Source organism: Streptomyces flavotricini (assembly GCF_020639365.1).
GTDB lineage: Bacteria > Actinomycetota > Actinomycetes > Streptomycetales > Streptomycetaceae > Streptomyces > Streptomyces flavotricini.
The window spans coordinates 1,845,218-1,870,278 of record NZ_JAINUL010000001.1 but is presented as its reverse complement, the minus strand read 5'-3'; the positions used below and the strand labels follow the sequence as shown (position 1 = coordinate 1,870,278).

The 25,061-nt window shown below is 69.8% G+C and carries 15 protein-coding genes; 7 read left to right on the top strand and 8 right to left on the bottom strand.

The genetic code is table 11. The annotated features are described in order from the left end of the window. Positions 1-96: 96 nt before the first annotated feature. Positions 97-2,229 (bottom strand): N-6 DNA methylase, encoded by a 2,133-nt coding sequence (locus K7B10_RS08625; protein ID WP_229335415.1) that lies wholly within the window; start codon positions 2,227-2,229, stop codon positions 97-99. A 235-nt stretch (positions 2,230-2,464) separates the two neighbouring features. Here K7B10_RS08625 and K7B10_RS08620 point away from each other — a divergent pair, with 235 nt between their 5' ends. The 5 genes from K7B10_RS08620 to K7B10_RS08600 all read left to right on the top strand — a co-directional run bounded on the left by K7B10_RS08620 (position 2,465) and on the right by K7B10_RS08600 (position 13,341). Beyond that, positions 2,465-4,096, top strand: a complete 1,632-nt coding sequence (locus tag K7B10_RS08620) for a PD-(D/E)XK nuclease family protein (RefSeq protein ID WP_229335413.1) — start codon at positions 2,465-2,467, stop codon at positions 4,094-4,096. Positions 4,097-4,137: 41 nt separating this feature from the next. Further along, on the top strand, positions 4,138-5,256 hold the full coding sequence (locus tag K7B10_RS08615) for a pPIWI_RE_Y domain-containing protein (RefSeq protein WP_229335411.1): 1,119 nt from the start codon (positions 4,138-4,140) through the stop codon (positions 5,254-5,256). After that, positions 5,249-8,677, top strand: a complete 3,429-nt coding sequence (locus K7B10_RS08610; RefSeq protein ID WP_229335409.1) for a pPIWI_RE_Z domain-containing protein — start codon at positions 5,249-5,251, stop codon at positions 8,675-8,677. Before K7B10_RS08615 ends, K7B10_RS08610 begins: the two co-directional genes overlap by 8 nt. 56 nt (positions 8,678-8,733) lie before the next feature. Next, positions 8,734-11,580 carry a pPIWI_RE module domain-containing protein gene (locus K7B10_RS08605; RefSeq protein WP_229335407.1) on the top strand — a complete coding sequence of 949 codons (2,847 nt, stop codon included), beginning with the start codon at positions 8,734-8,736 and terminating at the stop codon, positions 11,578-11,580. A 96-nt stretch (positions 11,581-11,676) separates the two neighbouring features. Continuing rightward, a complete protein-coding gene (locus K7B10_RS08600) occupies positions 11,677-13,341 on the top strand; it encodes an N-6 DNA methylase (RefSeq protein WP_229335405.1) in 1,665 nt (554 codons plus the stop codon). 35 nt (positions 13,342-13,376) lie between these two features. Here K7B10_RS08600 and K7B10_RS08595 read toward each other — a convergent pair whose 3' ends face one another. The 5 genes from K7B10_RS08595 to K7B10_RS08575 form a co-directional block, all read right to left on the bottom strand. Continuing rightward, positions 13,377-15,518: a UvrD-helicase domain-containing protein gene (locus K7B10_RS08595; RefSeq protein ID WP_229335404.1), complete on the bottom strand. Its 2,142-nt coding sequence runs from the start codon at positions 15,516-15,518 to the stop codon at positions 13,377-13,379. Positions 15,519-15,558: 40 nt separating this feature from the next. Next, entirely contained in the window at positions 15,559-16,776 is a 1,218-nt protein-coding gene (locus K7B10_RS08590; RefSeq protein WP_229335403.1) for an McrC family protein, read from the bottom strand. Beyond that, positions 16,773-18,623 carry a DUF4357 domain-containing protein gene (locus K7B10_RS08585; protein ID WP_229335402.1) on the bottom strand — a complete coding sequence of 617 codons (1,851 nt, stop codon included), beginning with the start codon at positions 18,621-18,623 and terminating at the stop codon, positions 16,773-16,775. Before K7B10_RS08585 ends, K7B10_RS08590 begins: the two co-directional genes overlap by 4 nt. A 75-nt stretch (positions 18,624-18,698) precedes the next feature. Then, on the bottom strand, positions 18,699-19,865 hold the full coding sequence (locus K7B10_RS08580; RefSeq protein WP_229335401.1) for a hypothetical protein: 1,167 nt from the start codon (positions 19,863-19,865) through the stop codon (positions 18,699-18,701). Positions 19,866-19,949: 84 nt separating this feature from the next. Continuing rightward, entirely contained in the window at positions 19,950-20,423 is a 474-nt protein-coding gene (locus K7B10_RS08575) for an ATP-binding protein (RefSeq protein WP_229335400.1), read from the bottom strand. A gap of 162 nt (positions 20,424-20,585) precedes the next feature. Here K7B10_RS08575 and K7B10_RS08570 point away from each other — a divergent pair, with 162 nt between their 5' ends. Next, entirely contained in the window at positions 20,586-21,452 is an 867-nt protein-coding gene (locus tag K7B10_RS08570; RefSeq protein ID WP_229335399.1) for a helix-turn-helix domain-containing protein, read from the top strand. Further along, positions 21,449-21,637, top strand: coding sequence for a DUF397 domain-containing protein (locus K7B10_RS08565; protein ID WP_229335398.1), 189 nt, complete (start codon positions 21,449-21,451; stop codon positions 21,635-21,637). Before K7B10_RS08570 ends, K7B10_RS08565 begins: the two co-directional genes overlap by 4 nt. Positions 21,638-21,688: 51 nt before the next feature. On the opposite strand, the gene K7B10_RS08560 is transcribed toward K7B10_RS08565, so the two are convergent. Continuing rightward, the gene (locus K7B10_RS08560; RefSeq protein WP_229335397.1) at positions 21,689-23,335 is read right to left on the bottom strand and encodes a hypothetical protein; all 1,647 of its coding nucleotides are present in this window, start codon (positions 23,333-23,335) and stop codon (positions 21,689-21,691) included. 470 nt (positions 23,336-23,805) lie between these two features. Further along, positions 23,806-25,047, bottom strand: coding sequence for a hypothetical protein (locus K7B10_RS08555; protein WP_229335396.1), 1,242 nt, complete (start codon positions 25,045-25,047; stop codon positions 23,806-23,808). Positions 25,048-25,061: the final 14 nt, after the last annotated feature.

Below are 25,061 nucleotides of genomic sequence, written 5' to 3'. Positions count from 1 at the left end.
GGCAGCCCCGGGCGGCCGCGGCCCGAGCTCGCCCGCGCTGGGTGCTCGGCGAGACAAGGGAGCAGGGGTGTTGGACAACGTCGGCGGCCACGGGTTCTATCGGTGTGCGGTGGGCCGACTGTCGGTCAAGGACGCACGCAGGTCCGCCGTGACGGTTTCTGCCAGGTCACGTGCCAGATCAATTCCAAGGTCGTGGACGGCGCGTACGGCTGCGGTGAATTCCGCGATGGAGCGGAAGGCGTGGCCGTACGCGCGTTGCCGGTCGATCGGCGGCAACGGAAGCCGCACCCGGCGCGGATCAACCCGGGTGCGGATGCCTTGGGTACTTGCCGCGGAGGCGGCCTGCCGGCCGCCTTCGGCGCTGGACAAGAACCCGGCGAGATACCACGGGTCGACCAGCTCGGGGTCGGTGACCCGAAGGTGGTGAACACCGGAGCCGGCGTACGCCCCGACGTCCTCCCCCGTGGCGACCCGTGCCACGACCTCGCGCGCCAGCGTGGGGAGGAGGATGTCGCCGGCCCGGATGAGCGGGTACAGCAATGGCTCCTCCGGGGCCGGTCCGACGCCGGAGGCCGGGCGGCCCGAGGTGATGTCCCGGACCAGCAGATACCGGGCTTCGCCCAGCTCGGAGGGCGCCTCGTCGGAGCCGTTAGGCGGGCCCGGGCGATGGTGGATGATCGCGCCGCTCTTGATCAGGTCTCCGAGGGCGGCTGTTCGCGCCGTCGGCCGTTCGTCGGTGGACAGCTCGGGGCGGAGCGGCAATGGGGGCACGCGTGTCGGTAGAGCGGATGAGGCGGCCTCGAACGCCGAACGGGCGGCCACCAGCGCCTCCTGGGTCATCCTACCCGGCTCTGCCTGCGGAAGATGGCGGCGGGGAGTGACATCGGCGTCGTGGAGCAGCTCGATCAGTGGGACCGTACGGGCCATGCCGGGGCGGGGGGCGAAGGACTCCGGAGCTGCGAGGTAGTCGGACCAGATCTCCATCACGACGGGGAGGGGCTCGGCGACCTCGCTGGCATCCACCACCAGCACGTGGTCGGTGCCGGCCCGTTCCCCAAGGGCATGGGCGGAGGCCTCCGGGCGGCGCAGCACCCAAATCTGCAGCGGGAGGGCGTAGTGGGCGGCGAAGCCCGGTGGCAGCGAGATGACGGCGCGCAGGGCGCCACGCCGTAGCAGCGCGGCCCGAATGCGGCGTCCGGAGGGGCGTACCGCGGCGGCCGGAGGCATCAGCATGACTACCGGTGCACCGGGAAGCGCATGGGCCAGGGCCTGCTGAGCCCAGGCCAGTTCGGATTCGCCGCGGGGCGGCACGCCGTACTCCCACACGGGAGAGTCGGCCAGGTCCTCGTAGCCCCAAGTGCGGTCCGCGAAGGGTGGATTGCCGACGACGGCGGAGGCCCGGCGCGGGTAGGCCGGATGCCGCAGGAAATCCTCGGTGTGCACGTCGTACACGACCGTCGGGCCGCTGGATACCGCGGCGCGGAAGGCCAGGCGCAGGGCGGCGAGCCTGGCGAGCGAGGGATTCTGCTCCTGGCCGTGAAGGCGGGTGAAACCGGCATCGGCCGCGGCGAGCATGATCGTGCCGCTGCCGCAGGCGGGATCGAGCAACGTGCCGTGGGTAGGGCCGGCAAGGGCGACCATGAGGATGGCCAGGGTCGGAGGGGTCGGGTTGAAGCCGGCCCTGGGACCGCCTGACAGGTACCGGGTGCAGAGCTCTTCGAACGCGGCGGCCGGACCGTCCGCGTTGGCTGCGTCAGCGGCGGCACGGAGCAACTGGATCTGGCGCGGGCCGAATTCGTGGCCGGGAGAGTGGGCCAGGAGAGCCGTGATACCGGCGCGGGCGCCGCGGGCGAGGCTCAGGGTCTGGTCGGCCGCCTGCATGAGTCGGCTGCAGTCGGAGGCGGTAGGGGGGACCGTGGTGCCCGGATGCTCATGGAGATGGAGGAGGAGCGTTCCTGCCATGCCTACGGCGTCGTCCAGGGGCATGACGTCCCCCATCGAGCCCAGGGCCTGCCACAGCCGCTGGGCGGGGGGGATCTCCGGTGTCTTCCCTTCCCGTCGCAGCCATGCTTCGACCTCCTCGAGGTCGAAGCGGGGGCTGCGTTCTGTGCCGCCGACGGGTTGGGGGAAGTCCTCGTGGCGGCGGCGCCAGTTGCTGACGGCGGTGGGGCGAACACCGGTGATCCGGGCGATGTCCGCCGAAGTGACCTCCACGCGGTTGCCGGACATGGTGCCTCCCCTCCTCGAAGTCTTTGGCCGTCCGCCCTCTGAGGGGCGCGACCTGCCCACGTGGGGGACTGAACGCATTGCGTGCGCCTGAGCCGGACTCTACGCGGCAGGCAGTGAGCAGCCAAGTACACAGAAGCTTGTGACTGTGAATTTCGAATCTGGTTGACTATATCCACAACGGTTGCTTTCCTGGTTGATGTGCACGGACGTCTGGCGGATGCGCAAGGGAGGGCTCATGGGTGTATGGCAGAAGCCGGCCTGGCTGACCGGGGACGAGGGATTGCTGCGCATCGGACCGGGAACGGGTGGGGATGAAGAGCACACCTGCCCGTCCCACGCGGCGGCGAAGGCGCGCCCGGCGCTCTTCCCCGCCCACAGGTCGCAGCTTCCCAAGGCCGTGCTGGAGACTTTCACCCTCGGACCGGTCATGGAGGTCATCGACCGGGTCGAGTTCGGGGGTGATTCTCCCGAGGCGGCGCTCGCCGCACTCGCCTCGCGGACACCCGGGTTGCACCCCGGGCACCGTCGTTACGCCGAGCATGCGGTGCGCACGTACCTCGGCCATGGAGGTGCCGCGGGGGGCGCGTCGGACCGGTTGCGGCCCGTACGCCCCTATTGGGTGGTGCAGCGTGAGAACGGCAAGTTCTGGGAGATGTATGCCTGGTGGCGCCGATACGAGTCCGCCGACGGACTCACCCGGGAGTTCCGGCGGCTGCGTCACGGCACCCCGAAGGGCTCCACCCCCGGTGAGATCGCCATCACGGCTTATGTGGCGGCACGCGGCCGCACCGCCCCCTGGCCGCGAAAGTGGAGGAACAAATTCCAGCCGTACGGACCGAGTAGTGGACCGGCACGTGTCCGAGTCGTCGAAGTGGGGCTGGGCGACGGGCGCCACACCGTGGAGTTCGACGGCACGGTTCAGGAAGCGGAGGCCTTCTACGCCGAGCACGGCCACCCGCACGTCACCCGTGTCGTGACAGGCGGAGACCCGGTGCCCGGCTCCTCGTGCATCGACTGCAAGCAGTTCACGGGGTGCGCCGCAGTGCCTCGCACCCCTGGCGTGCTCGGTCTTCCCTCGCAGGTGCGCCCCCAGCGCAAGGTGTCCGTCAGTGATCTGCGGTACCACCGGGAATGCCCGGCGCAGGAGCTCCTGCGCGGGCTGCATCTGCCCAAGGACGACGAGTACAGCAGTGCGGCCAAGCTCGGCCAGGCAGTGCACGCCTGGATCGAGCATCTGCACCAGCGGGACGGGTGGCCGGCCTGCACGGTCGCCGACATGCCCACCGAGGCGGAGAACTGGACGAGTGGCCGGTGGCAGGTGTCCGACGAGGAGGCCGAGACCGGCCGGCAGATGCTGCTCCACCACGTGAGCGCCTGCCCGTTCCACGACGCCGCCCTCATTGACCAGGTCGAGACGGAACCGCTGCGGGTCGTACACGACACCGCTGCGCAGGCGGTCGTCATCGCCAAGCCCGACCTGCTGTACCGGGAAGACGGCGCCTGGGTGTGGCACGAACTGAAGACCACCCGGAAGGCGCGTTGGTACCACGACGACCCTTTGGAGGAGTACCCCCAACTCGCGCTCGCCGTCGTGCTGCTCGCCCGTGGAGCCTTCGGTGGTGACCCCGCAGGCTCCCGGGTGGAGGTCGAGGTCCTGCGCCCGACGGGCTCTCACCCGTACGTCATCGACCCCACTGACCCCGATCGGCTCGCAAAGGCCATGGCCGTACTGCGCAAGTACGCCGGTCCGTGGCGCGAGGACGAGACCTATGAGGCCCGCCCCGGGCGCCACTGTCGGTGGTGTCCGGTATCCCGGTGGTGTCCCAGCAACACCCTGGCACACGAGCCTGAGACGGGGGGCGAATGACAACCGCGAGCCTGCCCGAACGGTCCGGTGGTACTTCCGCCATGCCGGACGAGAACCTGCTGCGCCTGGTCGCATGCGCGCTGCTCATGCTCTCGCGGCAGCGCACAGTCCCGAACCCGGTCTATCCGGCCAACGTGCAGAACGCCTACAACCGCCTGGTCCTGCACTGCCTTCGGGCTGGCGTGGAACCACCGGGGAGCGTGCCGGACATGGCGCGGTGGGCTGCCGAACGCCCGCTGGGGCGGTGGCCCCTCGCCCTGCCCGAGGAACTGCGCACCGGTGACACCCGGCTGGTCGACCCCGAAACCCGGCTGCCGCACCAGCTATGTCTGGAATGGGAGATCAGCGCTGCCGACCCCGCAGCGGAACTGTTCGAGAACGACCGGATCCTGGAGGCACTGGCGGTCTGCCGCGCAGCGAATGCGCCGCACGCATACACCGCGTTCCGCAAGCTGCTCACCACCAAGCCCGTCCTGACGGGCGTCGAGCTCGCTCTCCTCGGCGGCGACCCCGCATGCGGGATGCTGCTTCAGCAGGTCATCAAGCGCTGCTACGAGCCGGCCCCTGCCTCGTATCTGCGCGACGGTGCCTACAGCCAGTGCGAGCGGTGCGGCTGCCTGATGGTGCCACTGCTGCCGGGCGGCCACCGGTGCGAGCTCGACCGCTGCCGCCGGGACGGGCGGGCCGGCCGCCCCGGCAGGGCGCTCCGGGCGGAGCGGGGAGGGGTATTCCAGCTCAGCCGCCCCTTGAGGATGTTCATCACCAGCCCAGGGCTCGCGGAGACCGAGCTGGAGTCCGCGCTGCTGGCGAGGTTCGGAATCCGGGCCGAGATGTGGCCCAACTACGACGCTTATGACCTCCGGGTGCCGTTGCCCGGCGGCCGCCACTGGGCAGTGGACGTCAAGGACTGGGTCAACCCCGTCCTGCTCGCCCGCACGCTCACCCCGTTCCGCACCGAACCGCCCTATGAGCGGGCCTTCCTCGTCGTACCGCGCTACCGCTTTCAGGAGAACGAGGCGTACGGGCGCCAGTTCCTGCGCAACCTGCCCGAGGACCTGGTCGAACGCGTAACCCTGCTGGACGACCGTGCCTTTCTCCGGCTGGTCGCCGGCGAACTGTCCGAAACGAAGCACACACGCGACGGAGGCCTGCATGCGTGACCGCAGTGGATGGCACCGGCGCTGCTCACCTCGGCAGCTCGCCGAGGCCTGGCCCCAGGCCCTGGCGGCCTTCCGGCCCGGAGACCTGCTCGACGTCGAGCTAGGCCTCTACCTGCTGGAGAGCGCCATGCCCAGCCGCACGGCCGCGGACACTTGGCCGCTGCTCGGTGGCTACCCGTACAGCGAGGCCTTCGGCGATGTCCATACCGATGAGCAGCGCCTGCGCATCCTCCGGGCCCGGCACTACCTCTGGGATCTGAGGCGGGGGCGGGCCTGGAGAGAGCAAGTCACGGCGTACATGTCGGTGCCCCAGCAGCTTCGCGGATACGACCTGGCCAGCCTGGAGAGCCGGCCACGCCGCCGTACTCCGGCCCGGGCCGCCCAGCGATTCCAGGTCTTCGAGGAACTACTCACCAGCGCACCCGCGTTCGCGACCCAGGAGGTTGCGTCCGCCGCGGCCGGGGAGTACACCTTCCGGGTCCAGGACCGCATCCACTCGGTCGAGTTCACCGAGGACCTGCTGTCGGACACGCTGCCCCGATCCCACGCCCTCGACGCTCCCACAGCGGGAAGGGGTGCCCCCGTCGAGGTGACGTGGGAGGACCTGGAGAAGGCGGCCATGGCCATGGACGCCGTCGAAGCCCTCGCACCGGACGGTCCACGCAGCGGCTGGGCGCGGCGACTGCGCCGCGTCAGGCTGCTCGTACGCGACGACGAGCTCGGGCGGTTCGTCGAACAGGGCCGGCTGCAGATCGACCGGCTGCTGCACATGGTCGGCATGGTCGGCGCCGGCAAGTCGACCATCCGCGACATCCTCACGTTCCATGTGGTGAGCCAGCCGCCCGGCCTCCGGGTCACCATCGTCGTGGGGGACGTCGCCGAGACCCTGGCCGTGGTCGAGCAGTTCGACCGTCTGGGCATCAGAGCCGCTCCCGTACTCGGACACTCGACCCGGGAGCGGAACATCAGCCGGCTCCACCGCCGGACGGCCACCGCGGGGGCCGCCACCATGCTCGGACACGACCATCCCGGGTTCACCCACCTCAGCAGCGCCTGCCCGGTGGACGTGCTGCGCGGACTGGAGGCGCGGCGGCCGCTCGGCATCCGGGAGGCGCCCTGCCTCGGCCTCTACACGGTTCCCGAGCACACCGAGGACGAGGGCGACCCGTCACTCGACGGGGATCCTGGTCCGCGCCGGAGCCGGCCGACTCCGCAACGCCGTCTATGCCCACTGTGGAACCGTTGCCCACGCCACCGGGCCGCCCGCGACCTGGTCGACGCCCAGGTCTGGGTCGCCACCCCTGCAGGGCTCGTACACAGCGCGGTGCCCCGGCACCAGCACCAGGAGCAGCTGCGCTATCTCGAACTCGCCTGCCGATTGAGCGACCTGGTCATCGTCGACGAGGCGGACAGGGTCCAGATGCAGCTCGACACGGCCTTCGCGCCGGCCAGCACACTCGTGGGACGGTCGCCGAACTCGTGGTTCGACGAGGTCGCCGTGCACAAGTTCCAGCAGATGGCACGCGACGGGCGGCTTCAGCTGTCCGCTCGGGACGTGGACGACTGGACCAACGCCGTCAACACGGTCAGCGCGGCGACGGACCGGATCTTCGCCCTGCTGGTGCAGCATGCCGAAATCCGGAAGTGGATCAGCGTCGACTACTTCAGCGCCTTCACCCTGCACAGCCTTCTGCTCGACAGCTGGTTCCCCGCGCGGCGCAAGGGCGAGGAGCTCCCGGCAGCCGCCCGTGTCCTGGACGCGGCCCTGCTCCGTTTCCGAGACGGCCCATTGCACGAGCACCAGTCCGACGGCGAGCAGGACGAGATCACCTCCGTGGTCAACACCTTCGTCCACCTGGCCCTGGAACTCCTGCACGCCCCGCAGGGTGCCCGGACGCGGGAGCGCCTGCGGGAGACCCTCGCCGCCGTCGTCGACCAGGACTCCGGCGTCCTGGACCAGCCGGACCTCCAGGTCAGGCGGTTCGAGTTCACCTTGCTGTTGGCCGCGCTGCACAGCCGGCTGGACTTCATGACCACGCTGTGGCCCCGGGTCGAGGCGGCCCTGAACCTGGACGTCACCTCCAACGTGCTCTCCCGCCGACCGCCCAAGGACTACGAGGCCGTAATTCCCGAATCACCCATGGGTAATGTGCTCGGCTTCCAGTTCCGGCACGACGAGCGCGAGCGAGACGGCGACCGAAGTGGCGAGTTGCGTTTCTTCCGCTGCAACGGGGTGGGCAGGGAGCTGCTCATGCGACTGGGCGACCTGTGCGCCGTCGACGGCCGCCCTGGCCCGCACGTCCTGCTGATGTCTGCCACCAGCTGGGCTGGGACGTCGAGCCGATACCACCTCCATGCCCCGGTCGGCGCGATCCTGCGTCCGCTCGACTCCGAGATCCGCGCGGTGCTCGATACCGAGTTCCGCAAGGAGTTCCTCTATTGGCCCGACAGCCCCCACCCCAAACCCCTCCGCTTGTCCGGCTGTGACCCGGAAGAGCGACCGCAGGCGCTGATCCACATGCTGCACCAGCTCGCCGTACCCGACCGCAGCCTGCCGGACGCCGTCAGCATGCTCGACACCGAGCTCGCCGAGATCGAAGACCCGGAGCGGCGCCGGATCCTGCTGCTCGTCGGTAGCTACGACGAGGCCCGCCGGGCCGCTGAATACCTCAACCAGATCCCCGAGTGGAACGGCCGGGTGACCCAACTCGTCTCCGATGACGCCGACTCCGACACCGCCTGGACCAGGATGCCCGAGGACAACGGGGTGCGCACCTTGCCTCGTGGCGACGTCCGGTCCTTTCCCGCGGTCGGTGGTGACCTGCTGGTGGCTCCCCTGCTCGCTGTGGAGCGTGGGCACAACATCGTGCTCAGCGGGGGGAAGGCCGCCATCGGAAGCGTGTACTTCCTGGCCCGGCCGCACCCCAGGCCCGACGACATCTCTCTCGCCATTCAGGCGATCAACGACTGGGCGGTGCGCCAGCTCAGGGACACCGACGGGACTTTCAAGCAAGCCGCGCTGGCCGCAGCCACCCCTGACCGGGCAGCGGTCGCCTTCCGTAGCCGCGCGCGCCGCCAGTGGAACCGTCTGCTGACCCGGCGCCTGGCCTGGTCCAGTCTGCGCGAGGACGAGAAGACCGCGTTCACCTGGGACCAACTGGTGGTCATCTGGCAGGTCATCGGCCGCCTGGTACGTGGAGGCGTGCCGGCCCGGGTGGTTTTCGTCGACGCCGCGTTCTCGCCGCGTGAGGCCGGCTTCCAGGCCACCGACACCCCCGAGACCAGCCTGCTGGCGAGCATGCGTGAGGCGCTCGCCCCCTACTTCCTCGACGACCCCGACTCCGATCTGGCCGCCATCGACAAGTCGCTCGTGCAGGAGCTGTACGAGCCCCTCTACCGGGCGCTGGCCGACATGGGCTGACCGACGCCGAACCGACCTCTGTGCCACACCCGCCCTCGTACAGGGAGAACCACTCAGTGGAATACCAGCACATCCGGACTGCGGCCTACACGGCCGACCCTTCGCGCGGCTCCTTCGCGGTCCCGATGCACACGCTCGCGCTGCCCGCCGAATGGGAGCGGCCGCTTCTGGAGCTGCGCCGTGCCGGCCTGACGGAGCGCGAGGCCGCCTGGCGCCGCACCGTGCCCACGCAGGCGGTCAACCAGCTGATGCGTGCGACCGCACCCGACATCGTCACCGTCGACGGGACGGCCACCTTCGGCTCGCAGCGCCCTTGGCTGTACTGCGAGCAGGAGTACCCGATGTCGGTCATGAACACCTACATCGCCGCGTGGCTCAGGAACCTCGGCAAGAACCCGGACGACCCCGCCACCGGTGCCCAGCTGATGGACACCTTCCGGGACCTGGGTCCGGCGCTCCCGTACTGGCAACTTGGCATGGTGGACCTGTTCGAACAGGAGCTGTCTCCCGGGGGGACCGCCCTGCCCGCGAACCACGTGTACCGGCTGCTGCCGGAGGTCCTGGCTGGCCGGATCGAGCGGCAGGAACCTTACGAGCACAACGGCGAACGCCTGGCGTTCCGACGGGTGGCCCAGCTCCCGGGCGCCCGGGGCCTCGGCAGCGGCGGTGCGGAGCTGATGTCCTGGCCCCCGCGGAAGATCGAGTCGGGCAAGGCGCCCTCCTACTATGCGGCCCGTATCAGGATCACGGTCCGCACCTCACCCTTCTCCTCCGTCCCCCGAGTGCACCTGGCGACCGGCATCCGCCGCTTCGTCACGGGGAAGGTGTGGATGCCGTACCAGAGGGGCGTCTCCGTCTACCTGCTGCCCGACACTTCGCTCGTCCCGGACGGCCCGTCCTCGCCCGCGTTCTCCGTGGCGGCCATCCGCTGGCGCAACGGCACCACGGACTGGAGCCAGGGCGGAGTGCAGGGCATGCTCGGCTACGTCACCGCGCTCGACGCCCTGCCGTCCGTGGACCGACTCGTCAAGGAGGCCGACCACTGGATCGGCGGGAGGGGCGGGCTGTCTCTGGCCGTCGGCCACCAGGCGGCGATGGGGGCACATCCTGTCGGCACCGGTCTGATGCCGAGCGAGCGGCGGCGGCTCACGGAGTGGGCCGAGCAGGCGCTCGCCCCGGAGCTCGTACCGGTGCCGCTGCTCGTACGCAGCCGGTACGCCGGCCCGCCGAAGCGCCAGCTCCAGCCTCTGCCGTCCGTCCCCAAGGTGGAGAAGAAGCCCGGGGACCTGGCCGCCGCCCTCGGAAAGCGGGAACAGCGTCTCGCCGACAACGCGGTCAAGCGCAGGGCCCGCCTCGCCGCGGCCCTCGACGGCGCCGGGCTCGTCGGTCTGGTCCTCTACCAGACCGATGACCAGCGGGATCGGGTGCTCGCGGCAGCGGAAGCGGGCCTTGGCCTGGTCGGCCACCGGCGGGAAGGGACGGGTGAGATCTGGCGGTGGGACACACCGGAGCTCTCGGTCAAGCTGTGCGCACTGCCGCTCGGTGAGCTGGGCGCGCCGCTCGGCGGGGAGAGGGTGCCCCGCCGCGGAAAGGAACACGAACAGGCGATCGACGACCGCCGCCGCAAGGTCGCGGCGGCACTGGCACCGGGTCGCCTGCCGGTGACCGGTGCGCAGGTCGCCTTCGTGGAGCTGGAAGGGGAGGAGAGCTTCCGCAACGCCAAGCGGCGGGCCGACCCCAAGTACGCCATCCGCCTCGGCTGCGCCGAGGCCGGTCTGGTCACCCAGTTCCTCCGCCCCTTGGACCAGGACCTGGAGCCGCAGAAGGCGGCCGAGGAGGCCGTCATCCGTGCCGAGGCGGCCTGGGCGGACGGCATCCGGCAGACCGGTACGCGCTTCATCCCGCAGCACACCTTCGGTGACGAGCTGATTCCGTCCGGGCTCAACCAGCTCGCCTTCCACCTGGTCGAGCAGCGCCGCGACGGTCCCACCGGAAGGTCGCAGTTCACTCCCATCGCCGTCCTCATCCGACCCGGAACGAAATGTGTGCTGGGCAAGACCGCCGACATGCACGAGTGGGTGCCGTACCCGGAGCTGCTGAAGTCCCTCACCGGACGGGGCAGGGACACGGATCTCAGTTCGGCGGCACAGCAGTCCGCGCACGTGGCCGCATTCGTCAAGAAGACCGTGGCCGGCCTGCGCAGCGCCCCGACGCTGGTGTTCGTACACGCGCAGGACGTGCGCAAGCGCTGGCCGTGGTTGCGCAACGACGGACTGCAGCAGGACCGGCTCGGTCTGGACGGCGGGCCCGTCCAGCGGATCGGCCTCTACGGCAAGCAGCTCCGGGTCGTGCGCGTGGCCGACAGCGGGCGTGACGAGACCCCTCAGTGGTGGGCGGAGGCGGAGGAGCTCGACGCGAAGCACAAGGGCATGCAGCGGGCCGGTTTCGCCGGCGGCCTGTGGGTGTCCCGTGTGGCCGGGGACTCCGGTCGTGTCTTCTACAGCACGGCCGGTAAGGCCAGTACGCAGACCAAACTCACCAACGAGGACGCGAAGCTCACCGCTCACACCAACGCCTCGGGCAAGAACGCCTTCCGGCCGAAGGCCAACGCGTGGAATCCGGAGCTCCTGGAACTGACGGTCGCCTGCCTTCAGCCGGGGGACGATCCGGAGGCATGGGCGGCGGTCGTCCACCAGCAGCGCATCTGTGACGACGACTACCGCGACGTGCTCGGGCTGCCACTGGTCCTGCACCTCGCGCGGCTCGCTGACGAGTACGCCCTCCCGCACGACGAGGACGACACGGTCGACACCGACGCCAAGGAGGAGCAGTCTGCCGACAGCCAGGGGTCCGTCGAGCAGCTGGCCTTCGACTTCCCCGAGGACGACTGCGACGAGGAGTAGTGGACCGGCACTGGTAGGCCTCGTATGACACGGTGTGTGTACGGTGTCAACATGTTGTGAAAGTCAATCGCTGGGGTGGTCGTGTACGCTGGCGTCATGGCTGATGTGGAGGGTGCTTCGCCGGAGCAGCTGGTTTCCGGGTCCGAGATCGCCCGCCTCGCAGGTGTGACGCGGGCGGCTGTCTCCAATTGGCGTCGTCGCCATGAAGACTTTCCCGCTCCCAGAGGTGGCGGTGTGAACAGTCCGCTCTTCGCCTTCACCGAGGTGCAGGCGTGGCTGGACAGGCAGCACAAGGGACAGGACGTCTCGGACGAGGTCAGGCTCTGGCAGGCGGTGCGGGCCGCCTACGGTGAGGAGACGGTCGCCGGCGTCGCAGACATCGCCAGGCGGCTGGCGCAGGCCGAAACCACCCCGGATCTTCCCGCCGACGCCGTCCGGCTGTCCGAGGAACTGGTCCGCTCCGGCTCCGCCGCCTCGGTCGTCGAAGGGCTGGCCACCCGGATCACCGATTCCGTCGGCCGCTCCGGCTCCGACCACGTCACCTCCGAGCGGATCCTTCGCGCCCTGCGCCATTTTGCCGGGACCCTGCCCGCGGACACCACCGTGCTGGACCCGGCCTGTGGCATCGGCACGCTGCTGCTCACCGTCGGGCCCAGGCACGGGCTGAAACGTTTCGGGCAGGAGCGGGAGCCGCACAGTGCGCGCCTGGCCCAGCTCCGGGCCGACCTGGGCGGGCAGGCGGATGTCTCCGTCACCGAAGGTGATTCGCTCTGCGCCGACCAGTGGCCGCAGGTGCGAGCCGATCTGGTGGTGTGCGACCCGCCCGTCGGCGTCACCGACTGGGGCCGGGAGGCCCTGTTGCTGGACTCGCGATGGGAGTTCGGCACACCGCCCAAGGCCGAGGGTGAACTGGCCTGGCTGCAACACGCGTACGCCCATACCGCTCCGGGCGGCCGGGTCCTCATGGTCATGCCCGCATCGGTCGCGTACCGCAAGGCAGGCCGCCGGATCCGGGCCGAGCTCGTACGGCGCGGGGTACTGACACAAATCGTCGCCCTGCCCGGCGGAGTCGCGGCCTCGCACGCACTCCCTGTCCATGTCTGGCAGCTCACCCGCCCCCTGAGCACCGGTGACGTGGCGACCACCGTGCGGCTGGTCGATCTGACCGCCAACCATCCGGACGGACCACTGGATCCTGCCCCGCACCAAGTGGTGGACGCTCCCTTGGTCGACCTGCTGGACGACGCCGTCGACCTCACCCCCGGCCGGCACATCCTGGCCTCGCACCGCGACTACCGTGCAGAGTATGAATCCCTGCGGGCACGGCTGGAGCAGCAGCTCGCCCAGCTCGCCGCACTCCTTCCGGCCCTCGCCGAGGGGACCGGTCCCGGAACCCTGGACGCCTCGACGGTGAGCGTCGCCGAACTCGCGCGGGCCGGACTCGTCGATTACGGCGATGCCGAGCCGGCTTCGGTCAGCGACCAGCTGGACACCGACTACCTACGGGGTTTCCTGCACAGCACGGCGAACGCCCGGCGCTCGACCAGCGCCAGCGGCACCTATCGCTTCGACGCCCGAAGCGGCCGGGTCCCGAAGATGGAGATCGAGGCGCAGCGCCGCTATGGGCGGGCGTTCATCGCGATCCAGGAGTTCGAGGAACGCGTCCGAGAGGCCGCGGACCTCGGCCGTCAGGCAGTGGAGCTGGCCCGCGACGGACTCGGCAACGGGGCACTCATGCCGTCCACCGACAAGGAAGCCTAGCCAGGAACGCGCTCGCCCCGTTGCCGCCGTCCGGGTCAGAGCTCGGCGGCCTGCGGAACGAACTCGCTCGCCGGCCCGGACCAGGAGACGTACAGCGCCTCCCTGGCCCGGGTGCACGCGACGAACAGCAGACAGCGCTCCCGCAGCAGGTCCGACTCGTGCTGAAGGGCATCGACCGAAGCCGGGGTGACCTCGCGGCCGAACGGCAGGGCACCCGCCGTCACCCCGATCACCGCCACGCAGCGGAATTCCAGCCCCTTCATCGCGTGCATGGTGGCCAGGCGCACCCCGTCCACCGCCGGGCCGGGGTTGTCCCGTACTCGGGCCACCGGGATCCCGTCCGCCACCAGCCGCTCGTACACCTTGTCGAGGAGCAGGTTGAAGCGTGCGCAGATGCCGATCTCGGACGGTCGCACGCCCTGCGCGATCCACTCCCGCAGGCGGTCCACCAGCGCCGCGACCTCCGCCGGCTCGGAACCGTGCCCTGCCACGCTCGGCCGCCGCCCGTGCAGGACGGAGCGGTAGCCGGCCAGGCTGTCCGAGCCCGCTCCGCCGAGGTCTTCGACGGCCACCGGGGCCAGGATGCCCGTCGACCAGGTCAGGATCTCCTCCGTGCTGCGGTAGTTGATGCGCAGCCGGGTGGTACGGCCGGCCACCGAGATCCCCAGTGAACTGAGCGACACCTTCGAGTCGTAGATCCGCTGGTGCGGGTCCCCGGTGATGAACAGGTCGTCGCTGCCGGGCGCGACCGCGCCGCGCAGCACCCGCCACTGGGCCGGGTGGAGGTCCTGCGCCTCGTCGACCACGACGTGGTCGTAGCGCGGCGTGGTCTTCGCGAGCAGCCGGGCGGCTCGCGCACACACCTGAAGGTGAGTGGTGGAACCCTGGCTGTTCAGCATCTCTTCGAAGAGCTCGACGGCCGGCCACAGCTGTTCCCGCCGGGCGGTGGACAAGGCGTTGCCCCGGCCCCGCCGCAGAGCCGTGCGGTAGGTGTCGGGGTCGCGGATGTCCTGCGCCAGGATGACGTGCCGGTACTCCTGCGCGAGGAACTGCTCGGACCAGGGGAGTTGCAGCTTCTTCAGCACGCGCTGCCAGATCTGCCGCTCCTCCCGGTCGCCTACGGGGGACGGCACCCGCGTGCCGCTTTGGGTGACGGTCCGGTGGGCGAAGGCGTTCACCGTGGTCACGTCGACCCGGGCCAGCTGTGCCTGGTCCCCGTCGAGCAGCAGAGCGAGGTTCTCGCGCAGAGCCTGCGCCAGCGCGTTCGTGTACGTGGTGAGCAGGATCCGGGTGTCGGGCGCGCGGGACAGCAGGTGCTTGACGCGGTGCAGGGCCACGACGGTCTTGCCGGTGCCGGGTCCGCCAGTGACCTGGACCGGTCCGCCGTACGACACGCGGTAGGCGACCCGGCGCTGCGAGGGGTGCAGGAACACCCGCCACGCGGCGAACGGCTTGTTCAGGATCTCGGTCAGCTCGTCAGCGCTGGTCACGAGCGTGATACGGCTCGTGGTGTTGGCGATGGCCACGGCCAGGCTCTGGTCCGGGTCGGGCCCGGCGTTGGCCGGGCGGCGTACCGCCACGACGTCCCGGTAGACCTCTTCGGGGGTGAAACCCTCCGCGAGGTACTGCAGCGCCTCGAACTGGTCCTCGGGCAGGAGCGTCCCGAAAGCCTCCAGCTGGGGCTTGTCGATGACCGTACGCACCGCCCGCAGTACCTGGTCGTCGATGCCGAGATCGCGGAGCACGGTGTCGGAGTACTGCCCGAACAGCAGGGCCGGTGCCTTCGCGGCGGCCTTCTCCAGGGCCGGGGTCAGCTGCTCGATCGCGACGACGTTGCGGACCTCCAGGCCCCGCGTGGCCTTGTTCGTCGTGTACAGGCGCTTGGCCGCCCAGGTGTACGCGTCGTCGTGCGGCACCACGTTGACCAGCAGGAAGACGTCACTGCCGTCGTCGGGGGAGAGGACCACACCGCGCCAGAAATCGTTGACGCGGATCGTCCGCATCCGGGGGTCGCGTGCCTTGTCGACGGACTCCAGGTGCAGTCCCTTGTCGGCGTACAGCTCGGCGACCGTCAGCCTCTGGAACTTCTCCATCGCTTTGCGTACGCCGGCTTTGATCGGCTTCTCCAGGACGTCGTAGCTCTCCCAGAAGCTGTTGGCGAACGCGAGCTGTGGCACGACGTGAACTCCCCACCCTGGACGGACACTCCGCCGCCGATCATACGGGCAGGTCAGCACCCATATGCCGGGAAAGGGCGGCAATATCGGCCAGGAGCGCGGCCGGTTCTCGGTCCAGGTCCAGGGCGTGCTGGTGGAGGACGATGCCCGCGTGCCGGACCCGGTGGGCGGCATGCGGGGCATTTCCCTTCGCGTAGACGAGATGCCCCTCGGGCAGTCCGAGCGCGGTGCAGTAGGCGAGCATCTGGTACAGGTCGGCGTCCGGGTATCCGTCCCGCTTCTCCGCCTTGTACTTGGCGTCGGCTACCGCGCGCGGGCTGCCGTCCGGCCCGTACAGCACGAAGTCCGGCTTCATGCGGATCGCATCCTCCTCGTCGAGGTGGTGCGGGTCCTGGAGGGCGCCGGTCAGGTCCGAGCCGCGCAGCGCCTCGCGCAGGGCGACCGTCACGAAGTCCTCGAAGAGCCGGTTCATGTCGAACAGGAAACCGTCGATGCGCAGGCCGCCGGGCACGTGCTCGGGTGAGGACCCGTCGAGCACGGCCCGGGCCAGGTGCAGGGCGGGCTGGTAGCGGGTGTTGAGGCGGGACGGCCGCCAGGCGGGCAGCGGCTGTCCGGGAACCAGCGGGGTGGCGTCCGCGAGGCGGGCCCGCTGGTGGAGCAGGCGGCGGCGCACCTCGCGCGGCACGCCCGGCAGGCGCAGCAGCCGCTCGACCGCCGCCCGCAGAATGCGGTTCTCGGCGATGTCGGTGGTGAACTCGTCGTACGCCACCTCGACCGGCAGCGCCGCCCCGAAGCGGTGCCGTATCTGGTCCGCCTCGCGGATCCGCCCGCGGACCACCAGCGCGCTCTCCTCGGTCGCCCGGTACCCCTGGAGCAGTCCTTTCCGCAGGGCCCGGTCTGTCTGCCGCTCCACGGCGTGCGCGAGCGCGGGCAGCACCTCGCGGTGCTCACCCACGTCGACCTGACCGTCCCGCCAGCCGCCCTTCGGGTCGAGGCTGTAGCCGAGCAGGAAGAACAGCCGCGCGATGGGCACCTTTGGCGTGACGCGGACGGTGACCGGCCCGCTCCCGCCGCCGCCCGGTACGTCGACGGACACCGCCCCGACCTTGCTGCCGGCCCGCAACAGCCAGCGGCCCGGCGTGTACGGGTCGGGGGAGGCGTCCACGATGCGGGCGGCGGCCAGCGCCCGGCCGACCGCGTCCGGCAGGACGTGGCCGGTGGCCGGGGCGTGCTCGACGAGCTCGATCACGGTGGTCACGCGGACGGCTCCTGCGCCGCCTGCTGGGGGAGCGGCTGTGGCAGGGAGCTGCGCAGCGCGGTGAGCCCGTACCGCTTCTCGATGTCGATGCCCTCGCCGTAGTGGTGCTCCTCCAGCAGCGGAAGGATCTTCGTCCGCCAGGTGCGCTCCAGCCCGCCGTCCCGGTACACGCCCTTCTTCATCAGGTACGACGGCCCGATCCGGAAGTCAGGGTCGTCGATACGGGCGTTGAGCGCGTCCAGCAGCTCGGCCGGCTCGGAGTCCTTCTTCTGGGATTCGAGCCAGCGCCGCAGCAGCCCGCTGGTGGGCTCGGTGCGCGGGGACAGCTCCACGAACGCGAACCGGCGCCGCATGGCCGCGTCCACGAGCGCGATCGAGCGGTCCGCGGTGTTCATGGTGCCGATCACGAACAGGTTCGGGGGCAGCGCGAAGTCATCGCCGGAGTACGTCAGCCGGACCGACTTGTTCCGGTACTCCAGGAGGAAGTACAGCTCGCCGAAGACCTTGGCCAGGTTCGCCCGGTTGATCTCGTCGATGATCAGGAAGTGGGGCAGGTGCCGGTTGCCTTCCCGCGAGGCCAGGTCGGCCAGTTCGCGCAGGGGTCCGGCGGTGAGCCGGAAGGCGACCTCCCGGGTCTCGGGGTCCTCCTGCGGCCGGAAACCCTCGAAGAAGTCCTCGTAGGCGTAGGAGGGGTGGAACTGGACCAGCTTCACCTGCTCCGGGCCACCGCCGAGGAACTCGGCCAGCTTCAGCGCCAGATAGGTCTTGCCGGTGCCGGGTGGCCCGTACAGGACGAGCTGACGGTCGTCCCACAGCAGGTCCCGGACCTCGCGCAGCCAGTCCGTCTTGTGGACCAGCAGCTCAGCGGCCAGCTCGTCCGTGGGCTCCGGCAGCTCCAGCTCCCGCCGGGCGGCGAGCGCCGGGATCTCCACGCTCGGATCCCGCTCTATCGCCTCGGCCTCGTCGGCCAGCTCCTCGTCCGTGAGCCCGAGACCGTCGATGACGGCCTGGACGCTGGTCAGCTCCACCACATCGTGCTGGATGGACAGCTTCTGCTGGAGCTCCTCGGGCAGCTCCTCGTACGCGTACCCCTCGTCCTGCCAGGTCACCGGGCGGCGCAGGTTGGACCGGTGGTCCTCGGACTCGGTCTGCTCGACCTCCCCGGTGATCTCCCCGACGTACAGGCGACCGCCCGAGATGGTGCACACGGTGTCGCCCGGCTTCATCCGGGACAGGAACGCGTGCAGCTCCTCCACCAGGTCCTGCTTCTGGCTGTAGGTCGCCGTGGACTCGTAGTCCTCCTGGACAAGGGTGCGGACCTGCTCCTTGCTGCTGCCCGCCTCCACTCCCTGGCGCAGCCGGGAGGCGGCCAGGGTCACCAGCCCCTCGGGCAGCCACGTGCGCTGGACGAGGTCGAGCCCGGTGACGTTGGAGCCGCGCACGAGCCAGGCGCGGTTGGGGCCGGGGGATTGCTGGCCGAGATACTTGGCAAGTGGCTGGCCCTCCGCCGTCTTCCAGGCCCCCAGGCCGTTGGTGCTACACCCCATGAGGATCTCGGCGGCGGCAGAGGGTGAGGAGCACTCGATGTCCCGATTCGCTTCCAGATAACCCGGCCACCGGGACGATTCCCGGATCGAACCGTCCGCGATCAGTTGCCGCCGCTCACGGAACGAGGGTGGCTTGCGTATCTCGAACGAAGGGGCCTCCTGGGCTCTGGCCGGCGACCCCGCAGACACGACGAACTTCTGGCTACCCCGCGCACCTCGGTCAGCCGACAGTTGCCCGCGGGCGACGGGCCCGCCCTTCGGTAGGTGCAGCCGGAACTCCGGGTATTCGTCCGCTGTCATGGGCTTGACACTCTCCTGATGGTCAGATCACTTCAGGCAGGTTATGCGGTGGTGCTGACAGTGGGGCGGTGGAAGTCACCAGGGTTCCAGGTCGTGCTTGCGGGAGTCTTCCCAGGGCGGGAGGGCTTCCTGGGCGCGCGGGTTCAGCGGGTCGAGCCGGCCGGTCTCGGGGTTGAAGTGGAAGACGAACGCCTTGGCCTGGTCGGCGAAGGCCGCCGCCGGGCGGCTGAGCCCGCAGTTCGTGATCAGGATGAGGCGCTTCGGGGCGTCCTCCCCGGCCGCGGCGGCAAGCCCGTTCAGGCGCACCAGCTCGGGTTTCAAGAGGTTCCCGGGCGTCTTGGGCTCTTGTTCGTACCACTCGACGTGGTGGGAGTCGGAGACGAGGGCGCCGCCGACACCCTCCCGGAGATCGCCGAAGCCGAGCGGGGAGAGCTGAGCGAGCACGGCCTCAGTGGGGTCGAAACCGAAGGGTGAGGGCGGGGTGTAGCCCCTGAACGGGTCCCACGGGCGGACCTCGGCCCATGTCGGGAACCCCCCACTGATCACCTCGGCGATCCGTTCCGTCGAGGCCGAGGCGAGCGGTACCCCTGGGACGGGACGCTCCCGCCCCGTCAGCGCGCGGCTGAGATCGATGCGTCCCCACGCGTTCCACTCCGGAGTGTGGACGTGGGCGGTCCAGCCGAGGTTCGGCTTGATCGACACCCGGACGAGGACGCCTCCGGGAAGCTCGGCGTCGAGGTGGTGTCCCCTGGAGCTCTCGACGAGGCCGAGCTTCGGCTCGTGGCGGGGACCGTAGGCGAACCACCCGTTCCCCGCCACCACACGCCGGACCTTGACCCCGCTGTCCGTGAGGAGGTCGGCCAGGTCGGTCATGTCGCTTCGCTCGCTCTGGTGCCAGCGCCAGGGGGAGGCGACGGGCACGCCGGCGAGATGGGCGGCTGCATGGGCGGCGAGGGAGTCGACCAGCACCTCGCCGGGGGTGCTCGGGGCCCAGACGGAGGGCTCGCTGTCCGACTGGGGATCGAGGATGGCCCAGGTTTCGGTGTTGCCGAACCGTGTGATCGCCAGGGCGACGCCGGACTCGCCCGACAGGTTGACCTTCAGGTAGAAGAAGGGGCCGCCCGAGTTGAAGAAGACCCGGTGGGCCAGCTCGGGATGGCGTTCGCGGAGTTTGTGCTCCAAGCCCTGGAAGTAGAGCCACTTGCTCTGCGCGGCAAGCATGTCGCTGGGCGGAAAAGGCACGGAGCACTCTCCTGGAACGGTCGAGCCGGCTGCGGCGGGCGATGCCGCCCGCCGGGGAAGCGTAAAGCGGCCGGCATTCCTTGATCAAAGGCGTTGCCCGGCCGGTTGGCCGGATTCGTTCGCCGGGTGCAGGGACGGCAGATCCGTCTCCGCCCACAGGGTCTTGCCGCTCGGCGGATACGGCACGACGCCCCACCGGTCGGCGAGTTCGGAGACAAGCAGCAGGCCGCGGCCGGTCTCACCGCTGGAGGGCTGGGGGAGCACGGGCATCCGGTCGCGGCGGGCGTCGGTGACCTCGATGCGCAGGGTCCGGGGAGCGGGGGAGAGCGACAGGCCGAGCCGGAAGTCCCGGCCCTGGACCCGGCCGTGGAGCACGGCGTTCGCGGTCAGCTCGGCAACGATCTGCTCGGCACGCTCCGTGACGCTCGGGGGTACGCCCCAGCTGCGGAGTTCGGTGACGGCGAGCAACCGGCCGAGGCGGGCCCCGCGCCGGGTGGACGACAGCAACAGGGAGAAGACACCCGGGACGGTGTCGAGTTGTGGGGAGGAGGGGTTCATAGGGGCCACGGTGGCGGTCGTGGGGCGGGTTCCGCGAGGGGTCCACCCCGTACGCGGAGTCAGCGTACGGGCACGAAGAGTGGACGGTACGAGCTGATTTCCGTCACGCTGGGTCAGTCAGTCGCGGGGAGGACCCATGCACGTACTTGGAGGTGGCCGCGTATGACGATCGCGGGTGGTGAGGTCGATGTCGAGGGGGCGGCGGGGGACTGGGAGCGCGAGCCCGACCCGTCGGACAGTCTGCGGACGTTCGGGGCCGTCGTCCAGGCCCTGCGGGAGCATGCGGGGCTGAGCCGGGTGGAGTTCGGGACGCGGGTCCGGTTCTCCAAACACACCGTGGAGTCGGTGGAGTTGGGCCGCCGGATGCCGGACGAGGACTTCGTGGAACGGGCGGAGGAGGCGCTGGGCAACACGGGCGCGCTGCGGAAGGCGGCCCGGCATCTGACGCGGGGCGAGCCGGGGCTGGCGGCGTGGTTCCGGCGCTGGGCGCGGCTGGAACGGGTGGCGGTGAGCCTGTGCACGTACGAGTGCCGGCTGGTGCCGGGGCTGTTGCAGTCGGAGGCGTACATGCGCGCCCTGTGTGAGAACGACATACCGCCGATGTCGGATGCCGAAGTGGAGGCCACGGTGAGCGCCCGACTGGAGCGTCAGCGGTTGCTCACGGACAGGCCGCACACGACCTTTGACTTCATCGTCGAGGAGGGCGTGTTCACTCGCGGCCTCGGGGGCGTGGATGTCACGCGCGACCTCTTGGAGCACGTCATCGAAGCCATCACACCCCGCAGTGTCGTCCTTCAGATCATGCCGACGAAGAGCGAACAGCATGCGTGCCTGGCCGGGCCGATCCAGTTGCTTGAGACTCCTGATGGCCAGTGGCGCGGATACTCGGAGGGTCAGGAGAACGGGCGGCTGATCGCGGACCGGAAAGAGGTCAGCAGGCTGTACATGCGCTATGCGAGACTGCGCTCGCAGGCCCTCTCCCCGATGGCTTCCGTCGGCCTGCTTGAGCAGATGCGAGGAGCGCTATGAGTACCGTGACCGACCTCGACTGGTTCAAGTCCAGCTACAGCAGCGCACAGGGGGACAGCTGCGTCGAGGTCGCTGTTGCTGAGACCGCTGTGCATGTACGGGACTCCAAGGACGTCACCCGCCCGGCCTTCGCTGTCGGGCGCGAGGGCTGGGGCCGGTTTGTGTCCTTCGCCGCGAACGCCTGAGCGGTGCACCGCCCGGCCAGCGGGTAAGGACACCCGCCGGCCGGGACCGGCTCAGGTCCTGGTGTTCCGGAGGTGTGGGCCGAGGTAGCCGACATACACCACTCCGGTCCGAGGCGTGTCGTCGTAGAAGTGCAGCCGGGGGGCGACCGTGTTGCCCAGACCGATCTTCAGGTGGGCCTGCATGAAGACCACCCCCTTCTCTTCCACCTCCTCCGGCACCGGCAGCATCCGCTGCTTGCGCATCTTCTCGTCCTGAGCGACTCGGTCCGACTCCCGCATCGCCACCTTCGCCGCCGGGAACGGATAGCTCCGGGACTTCTCCCCCTTGCACCAGCTGAGGAAGTCACCGCTGGCCTCACCCTTGGCCGAGACCTCTGCGAAGTGGTTGAGGGCGAGGAGACCGTCCCACGCCACCTGGAGCCAGTTGTCCACGGACTGGCTGTCGAGATCGCGTGTGGTCTTCTCCTTACCAGTGAAACTCAGGTACGGAAGTTCACCAAACCTGTCGAGGAGGTCGGAGAACGTCTCGGGGTAGGTGATGTCCGGCGCGACGGGCGCCGCGTACGCGAGCTCGTACTGCCCCGCCTCCGTCAACCGCTCCTGGAGGAAACGGACCTGCCTCTGGGCGGCCTGGAACTGGTCGTAGAGCTCCTCGTTCTCACCCCGGAGCTGGTCCGCGGTGAGATCGGCGGCGTCGAGATCGGAGTTGAGGTCGCTGATCCTCTTCGCCTGGGCGATCTCGGACTCCCCGGCCTCGTCCAGCATCTCCCGAAGCGTCGTGTTGTCGCTCGTCAGCCTCTCGACTTCCGAGCCATGTGTCTGAGGACGCGGCCGGGTGCGCAGGATGGGCAGTGAGGCGAGCGCCTCCGGGAGCGGGTGGCGCTGGGCCTGACGCTGCGGCAGCGCGGCAAGGATCTTCCCGGCCTTGCGTATGTCGGCCTCGATCGCCCTCCGAGACATCACGGGGTGCCGCTGGGCATCGGGCTTCCACGCGGGATCGACGCCCGGAAGGTAAGTTCGGATGCCTCCGCCGAACACAGGGTGGAATCCGAGCACTTCGTTGAACGCCGGCTGGGCCTCGGGCGACAGGACGTACAGCGTGGCCAGGCCGGGCAGGTGCTTGAACGCCTGCTCCACGGTTCCCTCCGCCCAGCCGTCCGCGTCCACGCCGTAGGGGACGCTGGCAACGACGATCGGCAGCCGACGCTCGGTGTCGCACAGTTCCTCGATGACCTCCGGCACGTCCTCCGGTTCGATGAACGTCGGCTTCGCCTTCACCTCGGCCAGGCCGTCCCCGGCGTCGAGCGCGTCCAGGAGCAGGCGCGCGATGCCGGGGGTGTTCGCGGGGGTGGGGAACCGTCCGGGGAGGGACGGCCGGTTCTCGATGTCGACCTGGATCCAGGTGCGGCGCTGATCGTCCTGGAGGTCCGCGCGGACGACGAGTGTGGACTGCCATGTCCCGATCTGCGGCGACGGTGTCTCGCGCATCCGCCAGCGTGTATACGCGCCGTGCTGGCCGGACGAGGAGTCCTGATCCAGGGTCACGTTCGGGGCGATGTCGTTGCGCCCCTCATCGAGCGCCGACGTGTCGTAGCGCTTGCCTTCGAGCCATGCGTAGAGCTGCCGCTCGACATGAGCGGACGTGGTGACGAAGTCCTGCCGGGTCGACACGACCATGCGGTAGCCGCGAGGCTCCATGAACGATCCTTTCGTGGCGACCGGTCGACGCTGACCGGCCGTCCAGATGGTGCCGGGCTGGGATTCTGCGGGGTCGGGGCGTCAGCTCCACGTGGCGTCGGCAGCGAGCCTCACGACGGTCTGCCGTCTCACCGCCGCTCTTCGCCTTCTCCCCCATGACGAAGCCCTCGACGGTGGGTGACGCGCTGGGACCGCCCCCGGCCCTTGCGGGGGATGGGCGGGATAGGTGCGGGTGTCCTGCCATATCGACGGGCTGACCGGCGGCGCGGCGACGCCCTCGCTGTCGCCGCTGCCGCCTCCGACAACGGCGACGGTGATTCCGGAGGACACGCCGGCGACGAGCAGCATCCAGACGGACACTGACAAGGCCGGAACGGCTCACGTGAGGCCTGTCGAGGCCTGTCGCAATCCCGAGGTGCTCACTGGCCCAGTCCACCGGGAGCCCACGTGGCTGACGGTTGCCGCCTCTCTCAGCCTTCGTCGTCGCCCCCGTGTCGGCGGAGCGCTCGATTGGCGATCCCGCTGGAGAGCTTGCCCGTCGCCGACTTAGCCCGGCCGAGCGTCTCGGTGCCCAGGCGCCGGGCGGCATCGACGTTCTCCGCGCCCTTCTCCAGCGCCTTGTCCCTCACCTCCACGGCCGCGTCCTTCCAACGTCGCGCCTCCAACGACTCCTGATCGCGCTCGATCCCGAGCCGTCCGTGGAAATCGACGACGGCGACCTCGACGTGGTTCCGCGCGTGCACCACCTCGCGGGAAGTGGTCGGGTGCAGCAGCACCTTCGCGTTGGCCGTGCCGGCGGCCGTGTGCATCCTGTCCACCAGACGCTCGGTGCTCTCCGAGATGAGATCCATCCGGTTCTTCCTGGCGGCCCGAAGCCCTAGGCGGTGCGAGTCCAACTCGTGCGGATCCGTTTCCCGTACCCGGTCGAGTTCGAGTACGGCGAACGCTTCCTGGAGCCGGAAGCAGTGCGCCAGAACGGCGAGCCACTCCCGCGCCTTGGACTCGATCTCCTTGGACACCTTGGCCAGTTCACCGATCTTGCTCTTGCGCTCCGTCTTCTCCGCGAGCGCGTCGAGCTGACGCAGCGCGTACGCCTGGGCGTACGCGATCGTCGTCGGCATGTTCTGCACCTTCGACCACGTGACCTCGGAAACCCGGCCCACCTTCTCCCGGATGGTGAGGGCGTCCTTGATCTCGAGGTCCACCGCGATCATCTGCGCCAGCGCCTGGTCCTGCTGGGCGCGGAGCACGTCGTCGACCTTCTCGTCGATCGTGGCGAGGTAGTCGGCAATCTCGTCCATGGCCTGCTGCATCGCGAACTGCGCCATGACCGTCGCGATGCCCGCCAGCTGGGCCGGGTTGCCCTTGAGCGGTCCCGACCCCTTCACGAACTCGACGAACCCTTTGACCTGGCCCTTGGGTCCCTTCAGCACGCCTGTTTCGAGACCCGTCGTGGCGCTCTTCCTCAGCCCGATCTTGTCGATACGCTGCGCGGACTCCTTGGTCAGCTTCACCCAGCGACCCGAGCCGGCGGCGATGTCGGAACCCACCTGCGCGAATCCGGACGCGCTGCCGAGGGCGGGCCCGAACCGTCGCGTCCCGAGGCCCTTCACCGGCAGTCCTTCTGAGACGAGGAAGCGTTCGACCGCCGCCGGGTCTCCGATGACCGCCAAGCCATCACCGTCTCTGAACAGCTGGATCTCGTCATCCATGGTCGACCCCTTTC

Bases quoted from the DNA above. Each gene is read 5' to 3' on its own strand.
- K7B10_RS08565 (WP_229335398.1), top strand. From the start codon at position 21,449: ATGAGTACCGTGACCGACCTCGACTGGTTCAAGTCCAGCTACAGCAGC.
- K7B10_RS08610 (WP_229335409.1), top strand. From the start codon at position 5,249: ATGCGTGACCGCAGTGGATGGCACCGGCGCTGCTCACCTCGGCAGCTC.
- K7B10_RS08560 (WP_229335397.1), bottom strand. From the start codon at position 23,335: ATGGAGCCTCGCGGCTACCGCATGGTCGTGTCGACCCGGCAGGACTTC.
- K7B10_RS08625 (WP_229335415.1), bottom strand. From the start codon at position 2,229: ATGTCCGGCAACCGCGTGGAGGTCACTTCGGCGGACATCGCCCGGATC.
- K7B10_RS08620 (WP_229335413.1), top strand. From the start codon at position 2,465: ATGGGTGTATGGCAGAAGCCGGCCTGGCTGACCGGGGACGAGGGATTG.
- K7B10_RS08585 (WP_229335402.1), bottom strand. From the start codon at position 18,623: ATGACAGCGGACGAATACCCGGAGTTCCGGCTGCACCTACCGAAGGGC.
- K7B10_RS08600 (WP_229335405.1), top strand. From the start codon at position 11,677: ATGGCTGATGTGGAGGGTGCTTCGCCGGAGCAGCTGGTTTCCGGGTCC.
- K7B10_RS08615 (WP_229335411.1), top strand. From the start codon at position 4,138: ATGCCGGACGAGAACCTGCTGCGCCTGGTCGCATGCGCGCTGCTCATG.
- K7B10_RS08555 (WP_229335396.1), bottom strand. From the start codon at position 25,047: ATGGATGACGAGATCCAGCTGTTCAGAGACGGTGATGGCTTGGCGGTC.
- K7B10_RS08570 (WP_229335399.1), top strand. From the start codon at position 20,586: ATGACGATCGCGGGTGGTGAGGTCGATGTCGAGGGGGCGGCGGGGGAC.
- K7B10_RS08575 (WP_229335400.1), bottom strand. From the start codon at position 20,423: ATGAACCCCTCCTCCCCACAACTCGACACCGTCCCGGGTGTCTTCTCC.